This is a genomic window from Pseudomonas sp. SJZ074 (assembly GCF_007828215.1).
Taxonomy (GTDB): Bacteria; Pseudomonadota; Gammaproteobacteria; order Pseudomonadales; family Pseudomonadaceae; genus Aquipseudomonas.
Genome location: NZ_VIUE01000002.1, coordinates 22,452 through 43,896 on the forward strand (window position 1 = coordinate 22,452; position 21,445 = coordinate 43,896).

General features: G+C 60.1%; 14 protein-coding genes. 10 read left to right on the forward strand and 4 right to left on the reverse strand.

Going from position 1 to position 21,445, the window contains the following annotated elements; genetic code table 11:
• Positions 1 to 4: 4 nt before the first annotated feature.
• The 6 genes from FBX99_RS02515 to FBX99_RS02540 all read left to right on the forward strand — a co-directional run bounded on the left by FBX99_RS02515 (position 5) and on the right by FBX99_RS02540 (position 10,867).
• Positions 5 to 5,368: a type I polyketide synthase gene (locus tag FBX99_RS02515; protein ID WP_144921561.1), complete on the forward strand. Its 5,364-nt coding sequence runs from the start codon at positions 5 to 7 to the stop codon at positions 5,366 to 5,368.
• 10 nt (positions 5,369 to 5,378) lie between these two features.
• Complete coding sequence (locus FBX99_RS02520; protein WP_144921564.1) at positions 5,379 to 6,410, forward strand: glycine betaine ABC transporter substrate-binding protein; 1,032 nt, start codon at positions 5,379 to 5,381, stop codon at positions 6,408 to 6,410.
• Positions 6,411 to 7,001: 591 nt separating this feature from the next.
• Complete coding sequence (locus FBX99_RS02525; RefSeq protein ID WP_145130519.1) at positions 7,002 to 8,411, forward strand: circularly permuted type 2 ATP-grasp protein; 1,410 nt, start codon at positions 7,002 to 7,004, stop codon at positions 8,409 to 8,411.
• Between the two features lie 3 nt (positions 8,412 to 8,414).
• Positions 8,415 to 9,365, forward strand: coding sequence for an alpha-E domain-containing protein (locus FBX99_RS02530; RefSeq protein WP_144921570.1), 951 nt, complete (start codon positions 8,415 to 8,417; stop codon positions 9,363 to 9,365).
• Positions 9,362 to 10,159: a transglutaminase family protein gene (locus tag FBX99_RS02535; RefSeq protein ID WP_144921574.1), complete on the forward strand. Its 798-nt coding sequence runs from the start codon at positions 9,362 to 9,364 to the stop codon at positions 10,157 to 10,159. The genes FBX99_RS02530 and FBX99_RS02535 overlap by 4 nt, the downstream gene beginning before the upstream one ends.
• A 210-nt stretch (positions 10,160 to 10,369) precedes the next feature.
• Positions 10,370 to 10,867 carry a GNAT family N-acetyltransferase gene (locus FBX99_RS02540; protein ID WP_144921577.1) on the forward strand — a complete coding sequence of 166 codons (498 nt, stop codon included), beginning with the start codon at positions 10,370 to 10,372 and terminating at the stop codon, positions 10,865 to 10,867.
• A 39-nt stretch (positions 10,868 to 10,906) separates the two neighbouring features.
• Here FBX99_RS02540 and FBX99_RS02545 read toward each other — a convergent pair whose 3' ends face one another.
• The 4 genes from FBX99_RS02545 to FBX99_RS02560 form a co-directional block, all read right to left on the reverse strand.
• Positions 10,907 to 11,599 carry an aspartate/glutamate racemase family protein gene (locus FBX99_RS02545; RefSeq protein WP_145130521.1) on the reverse strand — a complete coding sequence of 231 codons (693 nt, stop codon included), beginning with the start codon at positions 11,597 to 11,599 and terminating at the stop codon, positions 10,907 to 10,909.
• Between the two features lie 212 nt (positions 11,600 to 11,811).
• Positions 11,812 to 12,771 (reverse strand): halovibrin HvnC, encoded by a 960-nt coding sequence (locus FBX99_RS02550; RefSeq protein WP_256662442.1) that lies wholly within the window; start codon positions 12,769 to 12,771, stop codon positions 11,812 to 11,814.
• Between the two features lie 110 nt (positions 12,772 to 12,881).
• Positions 12,882 to 13,805 (reverse strand): halovibrin HvnC, encoded by a 924-nt coding sequence (locus tag FBX99_RS02555; protein WP_144921583.1) that lies wholly within the window; start codon positions 13,803 to 13,805, stop codon positions 12,882 to 12,884.
• Between the two features lie 70 nt (positions 13,806 to 13,875).
• On the reverse strand, positions 13,876 to 15,264 hold the full coding sequence (locus tag FBX99_RS02560; RefSeq protein WP_145130523.1) for a hypothetical protein: 1,389 nt from the start codon (positions 15,262 to 15,264) through the stop codon (positions 13,876 to 13,878).
• 246 nt (positions 15,265 to 15,510) lie between these two features.
• Between FBX99_RS02560 and FBX99_RS02565 the strand changes: the two genes are divergently transcribed.
• The 4 genes from FBX99_RS02565 (at position 15,511) to FBX99_RS02580 (ending at position 21,396) form a co-directional block, all read left to right on the forward strand.
• Positions 15,511 to 16,182, forward strand: a complete 672-nt coding sequence (locus FBX99_RS02565) for a DUF3313 domain-containing protein (protein WP_144921587.1) — start codon at positions 15,511 to 15,513, stop codon at positions 16,180 to 16,182.
• A 114-nt stretch (positions 16,183 to 16,296) separates the two neighbouring features.
• Positions 16,297 to 16,797, forward strand: a complete 501-nt coding sequence (gene tpx / locus FBX99_RS02570) for a thiol peroxidase (RefSeq protein ID WP_024779993.1) — start codon at positions 16,297 to 16,299, stop codon at positions 16,795 to 16,797.
• Between the two features lie 190 nt (positions 16,798 to 16,987).
• Entirely contained in the window at positions 16,988 to 18,304 is a 1,317-nt protein-coding gene (locus FBX99_RS02575) for an MdtA/MuxA family multidrug efflux RND transporter periplasmic adaptor subunit (RefSeq protein ID WP_145130525.1), read from the forward strand.
• Complete coding sequence (locus FBX99_RS02580) at positions 18,301 to 21,396, forward strand: MdtB/MuxB family multidrug efflux RND transporter permease subunit (protein WP_145130527.1); 3,096 nt, start codon at positions 18,301 to 18,303, stop codon at positions 21,394 to 21,396. The genes FBX99_RS02575 and FBX99_RS02580 overlap by 4 nt, the downstream gene beginning before the upstream one ends.
• The last annotated feature ends 49 nt before the right edge of the window (positions 21,397 to 21,445 follow it).

Here is a 21,445-nt window from a genome sequence, read left to right on the forward strand (position 1 = left end):
GAGAATGAGCGAAACCCACTATCACGGGAATGAGATTGCCGTCATTTCCATGGCTTGCCGATTTCCGGGTGCCGACACCGTTGAGGCCTTCTGGGACAACCTGGCCTCGGGACGGGAATCCATCGACGCCATTTCGCTGGGGGCCTTGTTGGAGGCCGGTGTCACGGCTGAACAGGCTGGCCGGGAGGACTATGTTGCCAGGGCGGCCCGCCTGGACAATGTCGATCGGTTCGATGCCGGTTTCTTCGAGATGCCGGCCCGCGAAGCGGCGATTACCGATCCCCAGCATCGACTGCTGCTCGAATGCGCCTGGGAGGCGTTGGATGCGGCGGGCTTGAGCAAGGATCGTGAAGCACTGAACATCGGTGTTTTCGCCGGTGCAGGCCATAACGATTATCTTCATAACCAGGTTTTAGGAGAGGGGAGCGACGAAGGCGGTTTCCTGGACAGCAGCGCAGGCTTCATGAATCTGTTGGGCAACGATAAGGATTATCTGTCGACGCGGATCGCCTACAAACTGGGGCTGCGAGGGCCGGCGCTGAACATTCAGACGGCGTGCTCGACCTCGCTGGTCTCGATCCATATGGCGTGCCAAAGCCTGTTGCTGGGCGAGTGTGATGTCGCTTTGGCCGGCGGTGTGACCGTGCTGGTCCCGCATGCCGTGGGTTATGTCTACCAGGAGGGGATGATCCAGTCGCCGGATGGGCATTGCCGGGCGTTCGATGCTGCCGCGCAGGGAACGATCTTTGGCAGCGGCGCCGGGCTGGTCACGCTCAAGCGTCTTGCCGATGCCCTGGCGGCGGGCGATACCATCCAGGCGGTCATCAAGGGATCGGCCATCAATAACGACGGCTCCAACAAGGTCAGCTTTGCTGCTCCCAGCTCCCAGGGACAAGCCCAAGTCATTGAGCAAGCGCTGGCGAATGCCGAGGTGAGCGCTGCGACCCTCGGTTTTGTGGAAACCCACGGGACGGGGACCCCCTTGGGTGATCCAATCGAGTTCAAAGCGTTGAGGGATGTGTTTACGCAGCACGGTGCCGGGGCAAATACCTGTGCATTGGGGGCGGTGAAGACCAACATTGGTCATCTCATCGCCGCGGCAGGCGTGGCAGGCTTTATCAAGACCGTGTTGGCCCTCAAGCACCGGACGATTCCCGCTACGCTGCATTTCACCCAGGCCAATGAAGGCATTCATCTGGACGGCAGTCCTTTTTTCATCAGCGCTCGAACCGTTCCATGGCCGGCCACTGACCTGCCGCGCCGCGCAGGCGTCAGTTCTTTCGGCGTAGGGGGGACGAACGCACATGTCGTACTCGAGGAGGCTCCGCCGCGGCCGGACCGTCAGGAGAAAGAGGCCGACGGTCCTTATCTCCTGGCGCTTTGCGCAAAGGACCGCGGTGCGCTGAAAGCGCAGATCTCCCGGTACCGGGAATGGTTGGAACGTCCCGGAGCACCCTCCCTGGGCGACATCTGCTACAGCGCTCGGGTCGGGCGGGCGGAGTTGCCTTTTCGTTATGCCGCATCGGCCCGCCAGACAGAAACCCTGCTCGCCAGGCTTCAACAAGGCGACCAGGATATTCGCTGGGTCGATCCTGCCAGGGAGCCTGGGCTGGTGTTTGTCTTCACCGGACAAGGGGCTCAGTTTCCGGGCATGGGCAAGGATCTCTACGCGCATAACGAGGTGTTCCGGGCGTCTCTCGATCGCTGCGATACGATTGCACGCAATTGCATAGGCGTCTCCCTGCTCACGATCCTTTTCCCTTCCGCGCAGGATGATGCCGGGCTGATCGATCAGACACGCTACGCACAACCTGCGTTGTTTGCGCTGGAGTATTCCCTTGCCCAGGTGTGGCTGAGCCTTGGCGTTGTCCCCGAGATCCTGCTCGGACATAGCCTGGGTGAGTTTTCGGCGGCCTGCGTGGCAGGCGTATTCAGTCTGGAAGATGGTATGACCCTGGTGGCCGAGCGGGGTCGCCTTATGCAGGCACTGCCGCGCGATGGTGGAATGTCAGCCATCACACTCAAGGGCGAAGTGTTGGAGCAACTGCTGGCGGAACATGCCATCGACCTGAGCATCGCGGCCATCAACGGCCCAGGTAATGTGGTGGTGTCCGGTGCGTTGAATGAATTGGACAGGCTCCACCGTGTGCTCGATGCCCGGCAAACCCAGTTCACGCGCCTGAAGGTTTCTCACGCGTTTCACTCTGCACTGATGGAGCCGATGCTGGCCTCCTTTGCCTCCGTTCTCAAACGTATCAGCCTGTCGCCGCCGCGCTATCCGCTGATCAGCAACGTCAGCGCAAAGATTGCGGCAGAGCGCCTGATGACGCCGGAGTACTGGCTGGAACATGTTCGCCAGCCAGTACGTTTCATGGACTGCATCCAAGCCGCATTCGAAAACGGTGGCCGCACGTTTCTCGAAATCGGGCCGAAGGCGGTGCTGTCAACGATCGGAGCGGCGTGCCTGCAACCTGATGACGCCGACCAGGTCAGCTGGATAACCAGCCTGAGCAGTAAGATCGCCGATCGGGACCAGCTTCTGCAAAGCGCAGGACAGCTGTTCGAGTCCGGGGTCGAGCTGGACTGGAATACGCTTCTGAACGGTTCGACGTCGACACGCGTCACTGTCCCGAACTACCCATTCCAGCGGTCCTGCCACTGGCTAGGGCGTCCTGTTCCAGCCAGGTCGCAATGGCTGACGACGGTGGAGTGGGTGCCGCGCCCCAGTCGTACGCCGGTCGTTGACGATCAGAGTCCTGGCGGGATATGGCTGTTTATCGGTGGCTCCAGTGAGCTGGTCCAGGGTATTGGCAAGGGCCTGCCGAATACTGACGGGCCGGTGGTTCATGCGCTGTTCGCCGATGACTGCCGCCGGGTCAGCGCCCATCTCTGGCACATCAGGACTGGCTTCCCCGAGGATCTCCATGAGTTGTTCCAGTCGCTGCCAGTCTCTACGCAGTGCCCGATCAAAGGCGTGGTTCACCTCGGCGGGACCGACCCGATAGTCTCCCAGGATCGCCTTTCAGGACGGGAAAGCTTCGCTCCCTTGGAGACCGGTCTGTACAGCGTTGTGGCGACCCTGCAAGCACTGGCGAGCGCCTCCCGGTCAGAGATCGCCAGGTTCTGGATCGTGACGCGTGCAGCGGTCAACGTACGTTCGGCTCCTTCGTTGATCAATGTTGCACAAGCGCCGCTTTGGGGATTGGCCAAAGTGATCGCCCAGGAAGAGCCCGCGGCCTGGGGCGGTTTCATCGACTTGCCGCCAGACCTGGAGGACGTCGATCTGTCGCTTGCCGCGCAATTGATGCTTGCGAACGACCAGGAGGATCAATTCGCTATTCGTCAGGGTGGCGTCCATGTACCCAGGCTCGTGGAAGCCTCCCGAGTGAAGTCGACGCACGTGGCGTTAAGTGCGCAAGCGACCTATCTGGTTGTCGGCGGGTTCGGTGGGCTAGGGCGCGAGGTCCTTGCCTGGCTCGTGGAGAAGGGCGCCCGTCATTTGGCGGTGGTTGGGCGTAAGTCGCTGGACGCAACGGGCTCGACCGTACTGGACAACTTCAGGCACCAGGGTGTGAGCATCGATTATCTGCGTCTGGATATCGCCACGGATGAGGCCACCGTTGCCCTGACGTCGTACATCGGCGCTCTGCAATGGCCGCTACGAGGTGTGTTGCAATTGGCGGGGACGGTTGAAGACGCTGTCCTGTCGAAACTGAGTGCGTCGTCCCTCGAACATGTCCTGTTGCCAAAACTGCAGGGTACCCAGGTGCTCGATCGGGTCACCCGTGATCAGCCGCTGGATTTTTTTATTGGATTTTCCTCGATCAGCGCATCGTTGGGATTCAAAGGCCAGGCGAACTATGTCGCGGCCAACAGTGCGATGGACGCCATCATGGAAAATCGCGTCAGCTCGGGATTACCCGGTTTGAGCATCGCCTGGGGACCCTGGTCCTCCGAAGGCATGGCCAGTCGGGTCGACAGTGTCTTCAAGAAGCGCCTGTCGGCATTGGGCATCAACTTCATATCCGCGCAAGTCGGCTTGCAGAGATTGTGGGACAACCTGTTCGCACAAGGTGTCATGGGGATCGCGCCAATCGACTGGAAGCCCTACAAGGCGCATTTGCAATCCAGCGACTGGCCCTACCTGTCGCTGATTGATGCGCAGCAGCCAGCGGGCGAGACGACGGCGCAGGGCGATACGGTTCCGTTCCTGGACACGGTGTCGTCGCTGGAGGGCGAGCAGCGACAGGCGTTCATCCTGGGTCGGTTGAGGGCTGTCGCTGCGCGTGTCGCAGGCGGCTTCGACGCTGATGCAACGCCCATGGATAAGTCCCTCACGATGATGGGGTTCGACTCGCTGATGACCGTTGAATTTCGCAACAGTCTGAAAAAACTCGGCATCGATTTTCCCCTGGGCAGGCTTATCGTCGGTGCCACGCTTAACGATATCGGCGATTTCGTACTGGAACATGTCGAGGCGGCCAGTCCGGGCAATCCGGTCGAGCCGGCAAAGGCTGGCCCGCCCAGGCCGCAAGAGGAGCAGACCTCCGGATGCCTGGTTATTCCAGCCCCTCGACCCCAGGCAACGCTGCGTTTGATCTGCTTTCCCTATGCGGGCGGCGGGCCGGCAGTGTTCAAGGGGTGGGCAGATCGACTACCGGATCATATCGAGCTCTGTCTGTTGCAATTGCCCGGGCGCAATGCGCGCCTGGGGGAAAAGTCGTACACCCGCATGGAAGAGCTGGTGACAAACCTGACGCCGGATCTGCTGCCCTACCTGGACCGGCCGTTCGCATTCCTTGGCCTGTGCCTGGGTGGTGTCCAGGCGTTTGAAGTGGCTCAACGCCTGGTAAAAGAGCACGACCTGTACCCCTCACACCTGATTTTTGCCGGGAGCCGGGCACCGCATTTCTACAACGAGCATCAATTCGCCTCGGATGTCCTGCAGTTCAATTACGAATCGGATGGCGAGTCCGCGCAAAAGGGTGACAGCGAGCTCATCGCCATGCTCAAGGAAATGAATTTTGCCAACAATCAGGCGTTGTTCGATGACGCCGAAATGCGTGACTTGATGCTTCCAATCATCAAGGCGGACTACGAAGTCAATAACACCTACCTATACCGGGCCCATCCGCCGCTGGCGGTGCCCATTACCTCGATTGGCGGACGGATCGATCCCTACGCCACAGGCGTGCACATCACTGGCTGGCGTGAACATACCACCGAAGCGTTCAGGTCGGTGTTCTGTGCCGGGGATCATTACTTTGTGGAAGGCCAGCGAGATCTGATCGCCAGTATCGTGGTGGAAACGCTTGCCGGTTCACCTACCCCAGCGACCCATCGCCCCGCAGAAAACGTTCACCCATAGGAGAGTCCAAATGCCTTCAATGTTCTTGCGTACTGTGCTGTGCTTGATCCTGAGCCTGACGTCCCACTGGGCTCTGGCGACATCTGACCCGCGTCCGATCCGGTTCTACGACGGTGGCTGGGAAAATATCCAGATCGACAATCATATCGCCATGTACATCCTCAAACATGGATACGGTATGAAAGTGGAATCCGTCAGCCTTGATATTGCACAAATGCAGAATGCGATGGAGACCGGTGCCATCGATATCAATATGGAGGTGTTTACCTCGCTGATGCCACAGTGGGTCCAGGATCAGACGGCGAAGAAAGCCATTCTCGATTTCGGCCCCACGTATGAACGTCTTACCCAGGCTTTCTATGTCCCCACCTACATGATCAAGGGCGATGCGGGGCGCGGAATCAAGCCGATGACCCCCGATCTGAAAAGCGTCGCCGATCTCCCCAGGTATGCCGAGGTCTTCAGGCAGGCATCGGGGTCGGGCAAGCCGACCTGGCTGAACTGCATCAGCAGTTGGGCGTGCCGGGAAATCAATCTGATTAAAATGGCCACCTACGGGATCGATAAAACGTTCACGCCTGTGGAGCTCAAGTCCGAGTCGGCACTCAACGCCGCGATCATCTCCGCTTACGAGAAAGGGCAGCCCTTCATGACGTACTACTGGGATCCGAGCCCCCTGATGGGCGAGCTGGCCCTCACGCGTCTGGAAGAGCCCGCCTACAGCGAAGCTTGCTGGGAAGCGATCAAGCAAAGCCTCGCCCAATTCAAGGAAGGCGTTGGGAGCCGACAAGCCTGTGCCTATGCAGATATCCCGCTGAATAAATACACCTCAGCCAAGTTCGCTGAAGAGCATCCGGGCGTCCTTCCTTTCCTGAAGTCGATGTTCGTGGGAACCGACACCATCCGGACGCTGGCAACCCGAATGGTTTCCAACAAGGAGACTCCCGAGCAGACGGCGCGCTATTACTTGCGTAACCACACCGCCGATTGGAAAGGGTGGGTGCCTGAGGATGTGTTCAAGAAAGTCTCCGAGACACTGTAGCGAGACGTTATCCATCGCGTATCCCGCTTCGGTACGCCGGAGTTCAAACCCGTTGGCACGGGGCAGGTTGCGACGGAAAAAGGCATGCCGGGCGAATCGGCATGCCTTTTTTTGCGCCTGAGGTTTAGGCAATACGTGTTTGTGCCTGGGCAGTGAGTAAAAATTTCCCCCTTTCAGGGCATCCGCGCCCCGTTACCGGGCTTTGTGCACCTATTCGACTCGTTCCCGCGCCCTCCAGGGAAAGCTGAAATAAAACGTTTCAGCTATAGAGGCTGTTCTTGTCGCAAAAAAGACATCGAATTTCGCTTGGTCGTAATTTTCCGCCGTTTTCGCCAGCAGTTTCTTGCTGCTCCGTGCTTAGGCATAGCCTTTGCTACGCTTCCAGAGCTCAAGCCAATTAATTATGGGAGCGATTGATCACGCGGATTTAACCAAGGGGGCGCACGTCATCCAGACGCAAAGGCCACAGCAGAGACGGATGTCTATCGAGGTGCCAAGAGAAAACAGGGCTCATTAACACAAGGCAAGGCCGGACCATTGGAATGACGAAGTAATAAGAAATGCCGTGTAGAACGCGGCTGGGAGTTGGCTATGCCCCGAGCTTTTTTTGATGAAATGTATGACGCCAAGGGTGACTGCCGCCCGCATTACCAAGCCTTCGCCCGTTGGCTGGCGGACACGCCGGTCGAACTGCTCGATCAACGCCGACGCGAAGCCGACCTGCTGTTCCATCGAGCCGGAATCACCTTCACCCTGTATGGGGACGAGCAGGGCACCGAGCGGTTGATTCCCTTCGACATCATTCCCCGCAGCATCAAGGCCAGTGAGTGGCAGAAGGTCGAGCAGGGCTGCATCCAGCGGGTCCAGGCCCTGAACATGTTCCTGGCCGACATCTATCACCAACAGCACATCCTCAAGGAAGGCATCATCCCCGCCGAGCAAGTGCTGGCCAACGAGGGTTACCAGATTGCGATGCAGGGCCTGAACCTGCACCGGGGCATCTACGCCCATATCGCCGGTGTCGACCTGGTTCGCGACGGTGATGGCAGTTACTACGTGCTGGAAGACAATCTGCGCACGCCCAGCGGTGTCAGCTACATGCTCGAAGACCGCAAGATGATGATGCGGCTGTTTCCCGAGCTCTTCGCCGCTCAGCGGGTAGCCCCCATCGATCATTACCCGAACCTTTTGCTCGACACTCTCAAGCGTTCGAGCCCGCTGGATAATCCCACCGCCGTGGTCCTGACTCCGGGCCGCTTCAACAGCGCCTACTTCGAACATGCGTTCCTGGCTCGGGAAATGGGCGTGGAACTGGTGGAGGGCGCCGACCTGTTCGTGCGCGACGACCATGTCTACATGCGCACGACCGCCGGTCCCAAGCAGGTGGATGTGATCTACCGGCGTCTCGATGATGCCTATCTCGACCCGCTGTCGTTCAATCCCGAATCGATGCTGGGCGTGCCGGGCCTGATCGCCGTTTACCGGGCCGGTAATGTGGTGCTGGCGAACGCGGTCGGCACCGGCGTTGCCGATGACAAGTCGATCTACCCTTATGTCGACGAGATGATCCGCTTCTATCTCACCGAAGAACCCATTCTGAAGAATGTCCCTACCTGGCAGTGTCGCAAGCCCCAGGAATTGTCCCATGTACTGGCGAACCTGCCCGACCTGGTGGTCAAGGAAACCCAGGGTTCCGGCGGCTACGGCATGCTGGTGGGGCCGGCGGCCACCGCGGCGGAAATCGAAGACTTCCGCGCACGACTCAAGGCCCGTCCCGAAGCCTATATCGCCCAACCGACCCTGAGCCTGTCCACCTGCCCGACCTTTGTCGAGAATGGTATCGCGCCGCGTCATATCGACCTGCGGCCGTTCGTGCTGTCGGGCAAGGAAACCCGCCTCGTGCCGGGTGGCCTGACCCGTGTGGCGCTTCGCGAAGGCTCGCTGGTGGTGAACTCGTCCCAGGGCGGCGGCACCAAGGACACTTGGGTAGTGGAGGATTAAGACATGCTTTCAAGAACCGCTTCGGACCTCTACTGGATGTCCCGCTACCTGGAGCGCGCAGAGAACCTGGCGCGCATGCTCGAAGTCAGTTACTCGCTGTCGCTGATGCCCCAGGCCGGGCGCAGCGACGGTCATGCCGAGCTGGCGATGTCGCTGCTGGCGGCCGGTACGCTGGACGATTACAACGCGCGTTATGGCGAACTCAACAGCGAACACATGCTGCATTTCTTCGCCCTGGACGAAACCAATCCCGGCAGTATCTACAACTGCCTGCGGGCGGCGCGGACCAATGCCCATGCGGTGCGCGGGCGCATCACCGCCGACATGTGGGAAAACATCAACGCTACTTGGCTGGAGATGCGCAACATCGCCAGCAACGGCTTGGGCCGCTATGGCATCAGTCATTTCTGCGAATGGGTCAAGGAGCGCTCGCATCTGTTCCGCGGCGCGACGTCGGGCACCATCATGCGCAACGATGCCTACTGCTTCATTCGCCTGGGGACGTTCATCGAGCGGGCGGACAACACGCTGCGCCTGTTGGATGCACGCTACGAAATGTTTGGCGAGGAATCGGAAGAAGTCAGCGACGACTCGGCGCGCGGCTATTACCAGTGGAGCGCTTTGCTGCGGGCGCTGTCGTCGTTCGAGGCGTTCAACGAGATCTACCGTAATGCGCCGAATGCCGAGCAGGTTTCGGAAATGTTGCTGCTGCGCGCCGATGTTCCGCGCTCATTGCATGCCTGCATCGAGGAACTCGATCAGATCCTCGCCAGCCTGCCCGGCCACAACGGCCGTCCGGCTCAGCGCCTGGCCGCGGAACTGAATGCGCGCCTGCGTTATTCCGGGATTGACGAGATCCTGGCGTCGGGCCTGCACCTTTGGCTGACCGACCTCATCGACCAGATCCGTCATCTGGGCCAGACCGTTCACGAGTCCTATCTGGAGGTCGTATGAAACTGTCCATACGCCACGACACTACCTACCGCTATGCCGATGAAGTCTGCACCAGCATCCAGTTCCTGCGCCTGACCCCGAAGGACAGCCAGCGCCAGCGCGTCCTGCAATGGCATCTGGAACTGCCGCGCCTGGTGCGAAGCCAGCTCGACCCGTATGGCAACATCCTGCATGTCATGACCATGGACGAGCCCCACGGCGCCTTGGTGCTGACCGCTTATGGCGAAGTGGAAATCCATCAGGATGTGGAGATGGAACCAGATTCGCAGTCGCCGCTGCCGTTCCTGCGCACCAGCCGCCTGACTCAGGCGGACGACGCGCTCAGTGCGTTTGCCGTGGCGCAATGTGCGGGACGACGCGATCGTGCAGCCCTGGTCGATCTGATGGAAGGCCTCGTGGCGCGCATGCCTTATAGCCCTGGCGCGACCGCAGTCAGCAGCACCGCCGCCGAGGCGTTTGCCGGCGGTGCGGGCGTCTGCCAGGATCATACCCATGCCTTCCTGGCCTGCGCGCGCAGCCTGGGTATTGCGGCGCGTTATGTCTCCGGTTACTTGTACACCGAAGATGAGGCTCATCTGGCCAGCCATGCCTGGGCCGAAGCCTGGCTGGACGACGGCTGGTACAGCTTCGATGTGACCAACCGCCTGATCCGTCCAGACCGGCACCTGAAGCTGGCGGTCGGCCTGGACTACCTCGACGCCTGCCCGGTACGCGGCATGCGCCGGGGCGGCGGGGCAGAGCAGATGCAAGCGCGGGTGCAGGTGAACTCGATGGTGCAGGTGCAACATCAATAAGCGAGATATTCGCTGACGCTGAAGGCCTCATCGTCGGATCGCCGCCCGGAGCAGACTCGCTCCCACAGGGTCTGAGGGTGTATGCAAAAGCTGCATACAGCCAAGTCCAATGTGGGAGCGGGCTTGCCCGCGAAGGCGTCTGTACATTCGCTACCGGATGATCGTCGGTTTATAGTCGAAGGCCATGTCACGTTTCCAGGAAGGAGTCGTATGTCAGAGCCCACGATCACCATTGCCCGTTTCACTGAAGCCCATCTCGACGCAGTCACCGCGCTTTACAACGACCCGGCGGTGACTCGTCAGGTGCTGCAGATGCCGTTCCAGTCCACCGAGGTGTGGCGCAAGCGCCTGGCGATGGATGATGAGCGCCATGTGAAACTGGTCGCGCTGCATCAGGGCACGGTCATTGGCAATCTGGGGCTGGAGCAGTACTCGCGCATCCGTCGCGCTCACTGTGGCAGCCTTGGCATGGGCGTTGCCGTCGCCTGGCAAGGCAAGGGCGTGGGCTCGATGCTGCTGGCCGCCGCGTTGGAGGTGGCGGACAACTGGATGAACCTGCGTCGGGTGGAGCTGACGGTATACGCCGACAACGAGGCCGCTGTCGGGCTGTATCGTAAATTCGGCTTCGAAACCGAGGGCCTGATGCGTGACTATGCCGTGCGTGACGGGCGCTGGGTCGACACCCTGGCCATGGCGCGGCTCCGTTGAGCAGGTCGTAGCAAGGCTGCGCTCCTCAGGGGCTGTCGATCAGTCTTCCAAGGCAAACGCCACCGCTGCCCGCGCATGCAGATGGGTAGTGTCGAGCAGGGGCAGAGCGCTGTGCTCGGGTTTGATCAGCAGGCCGATTTCCGTGCAGCCCAGGATGATCGCCTGGGAGCCACGGCGGGTCAGAGATTCGATGACCTGCTGGTAGACTTGGCGCGATGCCGGGTTGATCACGCCCACGCAGAGTTCGTCATAAATGATGCGGTGCACCGCCTGGCGCTCTTCAGCGTCGGGTACCAGCACGGTCAGCCCCTGGGCACTCAGCCGCTCCTTGAGAAAATCCTGCTCCATGGTGAACGCCGTGCCCAACAGGCCGACCGTCATGGTACCCCCGTCGAGGGCGGCCTGGCCGGTGGGGTCGGCGATGTGCAGAAAAGGAATCGAGATGGCCGACTGGATCTGCGTCGCCACCTTGTGCATGGTGTTGGTACACAGCACCACGCACTCGGCGCCTCCGGCTTGAAGGCGTCGTGCGGCATCCACCAGAATGGCTGCGGCATCGTCCCAGCGCCCGGCATGCTGAGCCTGTTCCACCGGGCCGAAGTCGACGCTGTGCATCAACAGTTGCGCCGAGCGCAACGGCCCGAGCCGGTCCCGTACCTGCTGATTGATCAAGCGATAGTATTCGGCGCTGGATTCCCAGCTCATGCCGCCGATAAGGCCGATGGTGCGCATTGGATGTCCTCGGGCAATGGCCTGTGTCGAGGGGACAGGCCTGCCTGGAGTCTCCAATTGTTCAAGTGCGGGGGCCAGCGGAAAATCAACTGTAACGCTCATCTTTCAGGTAAGTGTCACGGTGAGATCCGATAGAAAAGGCGAAGAAAGGCAGGTACCTCGATTTCCCGGCAAAGCACTTTCTACAGATTGACGATGCCTGTCAGTGTGCATTATGGCTTCACCACCTGTTCTGCTTCGACATAGGTGAACGAAGCCCTGCCGTTGAGACTGGTGGCGGGTGTCAGGCGAATGATCGGTATCACGAGTTTCGGATGGGTGGAGTTGTAGAAGTCACGTTGGTTGTATTGGGCGTCGGCCAGTCCCTCGCTATACCCTGCGATATAGAAGAATGCCAGGATCGGTAAACTGTTGGGCTGTCCCGGAGTCCAGGTTTTGACAATCATTTCGTTATGGTCGTGAAACACCTGTTGGGCGTAGTTTGGATGAGTCGCTGCTAACAACGCCCTGGCCCGCAATGATTCCCTGAAGGCAGGCCCGGCCAGGGTGTTGCGACCATCGCTGACGTCGAATCCGCACTGTTGAATAGGGTGTTGGGCATTAGGATCAGGATAGGTCCATACGTACACCCATTGCTCGGCGATGGTCACGTTGTGGTATTGGCACAAATTACTGTGATAAGGATAATTTGCATGCGGTCCACACACTTGTAGGCGGCTTTGCGTCCAGGCATCCATCGGGTATGAACACATATATTGCAGATGGATTTTGTCCGCCGGCGCCTCGAGAACGGGATACACGATATAGCCGTTTTGATAGGCCCCACCAAAGTGACTGAAGTTGGTATCTGCCCGCATATAGGAAAAGGATACGCCGCCATTTTCCAACGAAATCGGGCTGGGGTCCCAGACTTTATATCTTTCGGCGGGGTCTTTTATGGTCAGTCGATGAACGACGCCCGAGCAGAGGAAGGCCGGTTGGGATTCTGAATGGTGACAGTTGGCGAAATTACGACCATAGAGTGTCGTCAGATAGGCTGCAGTCTCCGGTCCATTGAGCACCTGGCTGCCATTGATGTTGGTGATTTCAGGCGGCTGTGTCCCGAGTTGCGTGCAACCCACTGCCACAGCAACTAACAACAGACCGATGAACTTCCGCATCAACGTATTCATGGCGTTACCACTGGGTCCGTTGTGGAGTAAGTGGGGGGCATAGTTTGGACTGACAGCCGCTAGCAGGCTTCGGGTGCGCAAGGATCCTCTGAGCGCGGGTCCGGCTAAAGCTAAGGTTTCACCACCTGATCTGCCGCGACGTAGGTGAACGTCGCACTTGCAGTGGCACTGGTGGCAGGAACCAAACGAATGATCGGCACTATGATTTTCGGATTGGTGGAGTTATAGAAGTCGCGTTGGTTGTATTGGGCATCGGCCAACCCCGCGTTGGTGCCCCCAGCGACAAAGAAAAACGCCATGATGGGAAAAGTGTTCGGCCGTCCCGGCGTCCAGGTCTTGATAATGATTTCGTTATGCTCTGCGAATCCCCTTTCTCCTACCAGGGATTTGCTCAGCAATGATTGGTAAAAAGCGGGTCCCGCCAGGTGATTGCGATCATCACTGACATCGAATCCGCATTGGCGCAGGTATTCATTGCCACCCGGCATTGTCCACACGCCCAGCCATTGTTGCGCGGTGGTCACTCCGGCCACGTGGCAGGGGCGGCTTAGCGCAGGATAGTCCGCGGAAGCACCGCAGGGAGGGGTTCGGTACCAGCTCCAGGCATCCATCGGGTATGAGCACAGATAGTCCAGGTCAATCTTGTCAGGCGGCGCGCTGAAGATGGGATAGAGGATATAACCGTCGCCGTTCCCCCATGCCAACCTCCCGAAATTGGCATCTGCCCGCAGATAGGAGAAGGACACTCCGCCACTGGTGATTGACGTTGGGCTTGGGTCCCAGACTTTGTATTTTCCTTCGGGGTCTTTCACCGTCACTCTGAGGGTGACCCCCGAACAGAGAAATGAGGGTTGAGAGTCGGAGTTGTTGCAGTTGGGAAATTTGCGATGGTAAAGCGTGGTCAGGAAACTGGCGGTTTCCGTTCCATCGAGTACCTGGACACCATTGATGCCGACGGCGTCAGGCGGCTCCGTCGCGACCTGTGCGCAACCGACCACTAACGTGATTAACAGCAGCCCCAGTAGTTTACGCATGATACGTTCTCCTGCGATGGACTTGCACTGTCCGGGTGTACCAAAACGGGTGTGACGTTGAAAGCCTGAGTCAGGCGGTCAATCTCAGAAACCATGAAAAGACAATCGGCGTACCCGTACCGGTTTCTCTGAGCGTCCAATTGATCATGATGGGACGTCCCCGGTTTTCGCTGATCCAGGCAGGATCCACCCGCAGGTCGGTTTGGCTGGTGTTCGGTGTAATAGGAATTTCCTGGCCGTATCGGACCGTCACGCCGAACAGCGCCACTCTTGCGGAGTGGGCCGTGGAAAACATGGGGTGATAAGCCCGCAGATTGGTTTTGCTGCTATCGAGCGTGGGTTCCGGCAGCCGGTGTTTTTGCGCGGTAACGGTGAGGTTCAATCGGGCTGAAGGTAGATCCGTAATGGTCCCTGGCAGCCTGACGGTATACATGACGGCTGCTCCGGTGCCGATGCAGTCCACCACTTCGTTCCTGGGAATCTGGAAGGTCAGGGTCTGTCCGGCCTGAGAGACCGTCTGGATTTCACTGCCATAAGTCGAATTGCGCCCAATCCAGTACACCTTGACCTGCTGGTCCCGGGCTGAGCCGGTATAGTTGACTTCGACGGTGGCGAAGTCGGCGTAGTAGAAATCGATTTCGAAGTTCAGCCGTTCGCCGTTGAGCTCCCTGGCTTCCAGTACCTTGGGCCTTATCAGGTCCAGTGCCGGTTGGCGAACATGCACGTCAATGTAGGTCGTACGTGACCATATGGCTTGTGGCCCGCTGGTATTACCGAGCAGATCCATCACCCTGTACTGCAAGGCGAACCTGGGATTGTCCTGCCAGAAGTCCGCGGTCCTCAGGATGATGTCCACGTTGCCGACACTGGCTTCGAAAGCGGTTACGGTGTGCCGTGTTTCCTGACTGTCACGATCAAGGGTAATGACGTCGTCCGCACGCATATAGGGATAACTGATTTTCACTGATACCCCTTGGGCAGCCGTTGCCGCGTCCACGCCGTTGGCGATGACGTCGGCCGGCAGGGTCAGTGTCAGGTTCGGGTTATCACCGGGGCCGGATACTTCACCACCAGGGCGTGGCCGGTGAAGTAATACGGTCAAGGGCACCGATGTCTGAGGTGTCGTCTGATTGATACGCAGCACACTCAAGCGAATCTTATTGATGCCGTGACTCAGCAGATCGCCTTGGAGATACATATTGAAGGGGCTGTCTTTTTCACTATCGTCAATGGTTTTGTTCAAGACGGGGACATCGGAATCACCCAGCAAGATACGGGCGTTATCACCCCCACTCTGTTGCGTCCAGGGATCGACCCGAAGTGTAAGAAGTCCATTGGCGAAGAGGCTGAGGGGAAGCCCGCCGTCCGGGTTCGCTGGATGCACAACCGATATCATGCCCGGGATCTGGACCGGATCGACGGCCTGGATGTCACTGTCTGTGTTCTGGCTGGTGGTCATGCCATATGCTCCTGTGGCCAATCATTGTCGTGTCTATCGAATCGGCACCTGGCTTTATCAAAACCCTTCGCAGGGATGATTGACTACTGTCAGGTCTGACAGGTGATGGGTGTAAAGCCCACCGTTCGTCAAATTCTCTCGGTCGTCCAAAAAACGGTACTCTGATGCCCGAGCAGGCAAAAAGCCGCTCATTGGCTATACCTGTAGTGCCCAGCCCCGTCTCGTGTGGCTTACAGGAGTGGCAGCATGAAGTTCGCATCGTTGATTGGCGCCGTATGCATGACCTCGTCCGCTTTGACCGGGTGCTCCAGCACGACTACCCAGCCGGATGAGTACTCCGGTTTCCTGGGTGATTACAGCCGGCTCAAGGAGGAAAAATCACCGTCGGGTGCCGAGGTCATGCGTTGGCTCGATCCGAAGATTGACCTGGGCAACTACACCCGTCTGTATATCGAACCGACACAGCTCTATCCCAAGCCGCAGCCAACCGTGAAGATCCCCCAGGCGACGCTGTCCGGCATCACGGGCTATTACGATCAGGCGCTCAAGCGCGAGGCGGGAAAGTCATTGCCCTTGGCGACGGGGCCTGGACCGGGTGTGTTGGTGATACGTGCGGCCATCACCGCAGTCAGTAGCAAGACCGAAGGCTTGAAGCCCTATGAGGTGGTGCCGATTGCACTGGTGGCGGCCGCCGTCAGTACCGCCAGCGGTATTCGCGACCAGGAAACCACGCTGGGCACCGAGGCGGTGTTCCTCGATGGAGGTAACAACGCAGTGCTCGCCCAGGTGGTGCGCAAGGGCACGGGCAGGCCATTGTCCAACGAGTCTCAGGTGATGAAACCCGATGACGTCAAGGGCGTCATCGATGGGTGGGCGGCGGATCTGCACCAGTCGTTTCTCAAGCTCAAGGCGAAATAATGCCTTTGTGGGAGCGGGCATCATGACTTTTTATGTCCAGCCATAGGTCGCGGCGGCATTTCATGGTTAACTCCGGCCTCGACCTTTTTCAAACATGTCAGAAGGAATCCGCTCATGGCTCAAGTCACCCTCAAAGGCAACCCGGTTCAAGTCAACGGCCAGTTGCCGCAAGCCGGTTCCAAGGCGCCAGCCTTTTCCCTGGTTGCCGGCAATCTGTCGGACGTTTCCCTTAAGGATTTCGCCGGCAAGCGTAAGGTGCTGAATATTTTCCCAAGCGTCGACACCCCGACCTGCGCCACGTCCGTGCGCAAATTCAATGCCCAGGCCAACGAGCTGAACAACACTGTCGTGCTGTGCATCTCCGCTGACCTGCCGTTCGCCCAGGCGCGTTTCTGCGGCGCCGAAGGCCTGGAGAACGTTCAGAACCTTTCCACCCTGCGCGGTGCCGAGTTCATCCAGAACTACGGCGTGGCCATTGCCGACGGCCCGCTGAAGGGCCTGACCGCACGTGCCGTGGTCGTGCTGGACGAAAACGACACCGTGCTGCACAGCGAACTGGTCAAGGAAATCGCCGAAGAGCCAAACTACGACGCTGCACTCGCTGTCCTGAAATAAGTGCTCTGAATAGCGTATTTATTACAATTGTTAACGGCCTGGCCCTGTCCAGGCCGTTTTCTTTTGTACTTCAAACGCTTAGCCTGCCAAGCGATACGTAAGCCCAAGGTAAATTGCCGGTAAAGGCGCTTTGCTAAATACCCGCCAGTGCTTATCGTTCAGCCTTCCATAAAAGATGCCCACGCGCCCAATGGTTGATCACTCCATGCAATCCTCTGCTCCCCGCAATTCCCGTCGCTGGCTGTTGAGCCTGTTCATCGTGCTGGTCGTCGCGGTGTTGGCCTGGAAATTCTGGCCCTCCGGCGCGGATCACAAATCCACTACCGGGCAGAAGGCTGCCGCTGGGCACATGGGGCGTTCGGGCGGCATGCGGCCCGGGTTTGGCGGTGCGACGGGGCCGATCCCGGTTCGGGTGGCTGCCGCCGTCACCGGGGATTTCCCGTTGTATTACAAGGCATTGGGCACGGTCACGGCGCTCAATACCATCAACGTGCGCAGCCGGGTGGGCGGTGAGCTGGTCAAGATCGCCTTCGAAGAAGGGCAGATGGTGAAGGCCGGGGACCTGCTGGCCGAGATCGATCCGCGTCCCTACCAGAATGCCTTGCTGCAGGCCGAGGGGACATTGCTGCAGAACCAGGCCCAGTTGAAAAACGCCCAGGTCGATCTTGAACGCTATCGCGGCCTGTATGCCGAGGACAGCATCGCCAAGCAAACCCTCGACACCGCTGCCGCGCTGGTGGGGCAGTATCAAGGTACTGTCAAGACCAACCAGGCGGCGGTCAATGACGCCAGGCTCAACCTGGAGTTCACCAAGATACGTGCGCCGATCTCCGGGCGTGTAGGTTTGCGGCAACTGGACATCGGCAACCTGGTTGCGGCCAACGACACCACGGCCCTGGCGGTCATCACCCAGACCCAGCCCATCAACGTCGTGTTCACCCTCCCGGAAAACAACCTCGACACAGTGCTCGCCCGCTACCGCAGCGGCGCGAAGCTGCCCGTCGAAGCCTGGGACCGTGGCGATGTGAAACTCCAGGCCAGCGGCGTGCTGCAGAGCCTGGACAACCAGATCGACATCACCACCGGCACCCTGAAGTTCAAGGCCCGCTACGATAACCGCGAGCAATCGCTGTTCCCCAATCAGTTCGTCAACGTGCGCCTGTTGGCCGACACGCTCAAGGGGGTGGTCCTGGTGCCGACCGCCGCCATTCAGTTCGGTACCAACGGCACCTTCGTCTACGCCTTGGAGGGCGACAAGAAGGTCACCATCAAACCGCTCAAGATCGGCCCCAGTGACGGCGAAAATACCGTGGTCACGGAGGGACTGGCCGCCGGTGACCGGGTGGTGCTCGAAGGCACTGACCGCTTGAAGGAAGGCAGCGAAGTGGAGGTGGTCAACGACAGCCAGGAGGTGCCGACCACGCCGACCGAACACCTGCAAGGCAAGCCTGCGGCAGCCCCGGCTGAACCGGCCGGGGCCGACAAGGCGAAAAAGGGCAGCGCATGAACCTCTCGCGGCTGTTCATCCTGCGTCCGGTGGCCACCACCCTGAGCATGTTGGCCATTGTCCTGGCCGGCCTGATCGCCTATCGGCTGCTGCCGGTGTCGGCATTGCCCCAGGTCGACTATCCGACCATCCGCGTCATGACCCTGTACCCGGGCGCGAGCCCCGACGTGATGACCAGCGCCGTGACCGCGCCCCTGGAGCGGCAGTTCGGGCAGATGCCCGGCCTGACCCAGATGGCCTCCACCAGCTCCGGTGGCGCCTCGGTGATTACCCTGCGCTTCAACCTCGAGATCAACATGGATGTCGCCGAGCAGCAGGTGCAGGCGGCGATCAACGCGGCCACCAATCTGCTGCCGACCGACCTGCCGGCGCCGCCGGTGTACAACAAGGTCAACCCGGCCGACACCCCGGTGCTGACCCTGGCGATCACCTCCAAGACCATGCTGCTACCCAAGCTCAACGATCTGGTCGATACGCGCATGGCGCAGAAGATCGCTCAGATCAGCGGCGTCGGCATGGTCACCATCGCCGGCGGCCAGCGCCAGGCGGTACGGATCAAGGTCAACCCCCAAGCCCTGGCGGCCAACGGCCTCAATCTGGCGGACGTGCGCACCCTGATCGGCGCTTCCAACGTCAATCAGCCCAAGGGTAACTTCGACGGCGAGACCCGGGTATCGATGCTCGATGCCAACGATCAGTTGACCTCGCCCAAGGACTACGCCGAGCTGATCCTGGCCTACGCCAACGGCGCACCGTTGCGGCTCAAGGACGTGGCACAGATTGTCGATGGCGCCGAGAACGAGCGCCTGGCCGCCTGGGCCAACGAGAACCAGGCCGTACTGCTGAACATCCAGCGTCAGCCGGGGGCCAACGTCATTGAAGTGGTGGACCGGATCAAGGCGCTGTTGCCGAGCATCACCGACAACCTGCCGGCCGGCCTGGACGTCACCGTGCTCACCGACCGCACCCAGACCATCCGCGCTTCGGTCACCGACGTGCAGCATGAATTGCTGATCGCCATTGCCCTGGTGGTCATGGTGACGTTCCTGTTCCTGCGCCGTTTCAGCGCCACCATCATCCCGTCGGTGGCCGTGCCGCTGTCGTTGATCGGTACGTTCGGCGTGATGTACCTGGCGGGGTTCTCCATCAACAACCTGACATTGATGGCCCTGACCATTGCCACCGGTTTCGTGGTGGACGATGCCATCGTCATGTTGGAGAACATCGCCCGTTACATCGAGGAGGGCGACAGCCCGTTGCAGGCGGCGCTCAAGGGTGCGAAGCAGATCGGTTTCACGCTGGTTTCCCTGACCCTGTCGCTGATTGCGGTGTTGATCCCGCTGTTGTTCATGGCCGACGTGGTGGGGCGGTTGTTCCGTGAGTTCGCCATCACCCTGGCCGTGGCGATCCTGATTTCCCTGGTGGTGTCCCTGACCCTGACCCCGATGATGTGCGCGCGCTTGCTCAAGCGTGAGCCAAAGGAGGATGAGCAGGGGCGTTTCTACCGCGCCAGCGGGGCGTGGATCGACTGGCTGATCGCCGCCTATGGTCGCAAGCTGCAATGGGTGCTCAGGCATCAGCCGCTGACCCTACTGGTGGCGGTCGGCAGTCTCGTGCTCACGGTGGTGTTGTATCTGGCCGTGCCCAAGGGGTTTTTCCCGGTACAGGACACCGGGGTGATCCAGGGCATTTCCGAGGCGCCGCAGTCGATTTCCTTCGCGGCCATGAGCGAACGCCAGCAAGCACTGGCCAAGGTGATCCTTGCCGATCCGGCGGTGGAGAGTCTGTCTTCGTACATTGGCGTGGACGGCGACAACGCCACCCTCAACAGCGGCCGCCTGCTGATCAATCTCAAGCCCCACAACAAGCGGGACGACAGCGCCAGCGAGATCATTGCCCGCCTGCAGCCGCAACTGGATCGCCTGGTGGGCATCCGCCTGTTCATGCAGCCGGTGCAGGACCTGACCATCGAAGATCGGGTCAGTCGCACTCAGTACCAGTTCAGCCTATCGTCGCCGGACGCCGAATTGCTCACCCTGTGGAGCGGCCGCCTGGTGGAGGCCCTGGCCCGCCAGCCGGAACTGACCGACGTCGCCAGCGACCTGCAGGACAAGGGGCTCCAGGTCTATCTGGTGATCGACCGTGACGCCGCTTCACGGCTGGGCGTGTCGGTGTCGAACATCACCGATGCGCTGTATGACGCTTTTGGCCAACGGCAGATCTCCACCATCTACACCCAGGCCAGCCAGTACCGGGTGGTGCTGCAGGCCCAGTCCGGGGAGAGGATCGGTCCCCAGGCCCTGGATCAGATTTACGTCAAGACCACCGATGGCGGACAGGTGCGGCTGTCGAGCCTGGCCCGGGTCGAGGAGCGTCAGGCCCAGTTGGCGATTGCCCACATCGGCCAGTTCCCGGCGGTGATGATGTCCTTCAACCTTGCGCCGGGCGTGGCCCTCGGGCATGGGGTGGAGGTGATCGAGAAGGTCCAGCACGAAATCGGCATGCCCGTAGGCGTGCAGACCGAATTCCAGGGCGCGGCCCAGGCGTTCCAGGCCTCGCTGTCGAGTACCTTGCTGCTGATCCTGGCGGCGGTGGTGACCATGTACATCGTGCTGGGCGTGCTGTACGAGAGCTACATCCACCCGATCACGATCCTCTCGACCTTGCCCTCGGCCGCCATCGGTGCCTTGCTCGCGTTGATCCTGAGCGGCAACGACCTGGGCATGATCGCGATCATCGGCATCATCCTGCTGATCGGCATCGTCAAGAAGAACGCGATCATGATGATCGACTTCGCCCTCGATGCCGAGCGCAACCAGGGTGTAGATCCGCAGACGGCGATCTACCAGGCGGCGTTGCTGCGCTTCCGCCCGATTCTGATGACCACCCTGGCGGCCTTGTTCGGCGCGGTGCCGCTGATGCTCGCCACCGGGTCCGGCGCGGAACTGCGCCAGCCCTTGGGGCTGGTGATGGTGGGCGGGTTGCTGGTGAGCCAGGTGCTGACGCTGTTTACCACGCCGGTTATCTACCTGGCGTTCGATCGGTTGGGACGGCGGTTTACTCGAACCGACACTAGCGAGGTGTCGGTATGACGGCGCGAGCGGCAAGCGGCAAGCGGCAATCTGCAAGAGAAGAGCAGGG

Bases quoted from the DNA above. Each gene is read 5' to 3' on its own strand.
- FBX99_RS02515 (WP_144921561.1), top strand. From the start codon at position 5: ATGAGCGAAACCCACTATCACGGGAATGAGATTGCCGTCATTTCCATG.
- FBX99_RS02520 (WP_144921564.1), top strand. From the start codon at position 5,379: ATGCCTTCAATGTTCTTGCGTACTGTGCTGTGCTTGATCCTGAGCCTG.
- FBX99_RS02525 (WP_145130519.1), top strand. From the start codon at position 7,002: ATGCCCCGAGCTTTTTTTGATGAAATGTATGACGCCAAGGGTGACTGC.
- FBX99_RS02530 (WP_144921570.1), top strand. From the start codon at position 8,415: ATGCTTTCAAGAACCGCTTCGGACCTCTACTGGATGTCCCGCTACCTG.
- FBX99_RS02535 (WP_144921574.1), top strand. From the start codon at position 9,362: ATGAAACTGTCCATACGCCACGACACTACCTACCGCTATGCCGATGAA.
- FBX99_RS02540 (WP_144921577.1), top strand. From the start codon at position 10,370: ATGTCAGAGCCCACGATCACCATTGCCCGTTTCACTGAAGCCCATCTC.
- FBX99_RS02545 (WP_145130521.1), bottom strand. From the start codon at position 11,599: ATGCGCACCATCGGCCTTATCGGCGGCATGAGCTGGGAATCCAGCGCC.
- FBX99_RS02550 (WP_256662442.1), bottom strand. From the start codon at position 12,771: ATGAATACGTTGATGCGGAAGTTCATCGGTCTGTTGTTAGTTGCTGTG.
- FBX99_RS02555 (WP_144921583.1), bottom strand. From the start codon at position 13,805: ATGCGTAAACTACTGGGGCTGCTGTTAATCACGTTAGTGGTCGGTTGC.
- FBX99_RS02560 (WP_145130523.1), bottom strand. From the start codon at position 15,264: ATGACCACCAGCCAGAACACAGACAGTGACATCCAGGCCGTCGATCCG.
- FBX99_RS02565 (WP_144921587.1), top strand. From the start codon at position 15,511: ATGAAGTTCGCATCGTTGATTGGCGCCGTATGCATGACCTCGTCCGCT.
- tpx (WP_024779993.1), top strand. From the start codon at position 16,297: ATGGCTCAAGTCACCCTCAAAGGCAACCCGGTTCAAGTCAACGGCCAG.
- FBX99_RS02575 (WP_145130525.1), top strand. From the start codon at position 16,988: ATGGTTGATCACTCCATGCAATCCTCTGCTCCCCGCAATTCCCGTCGC.
- FBX99_RS02580 (WP_145130527.1), top strand. From the start codon at position 18,301: ATGAACCTCTCGCGGCTGTTCATCCTGCGTCCGGTGGCCACCACCCTG.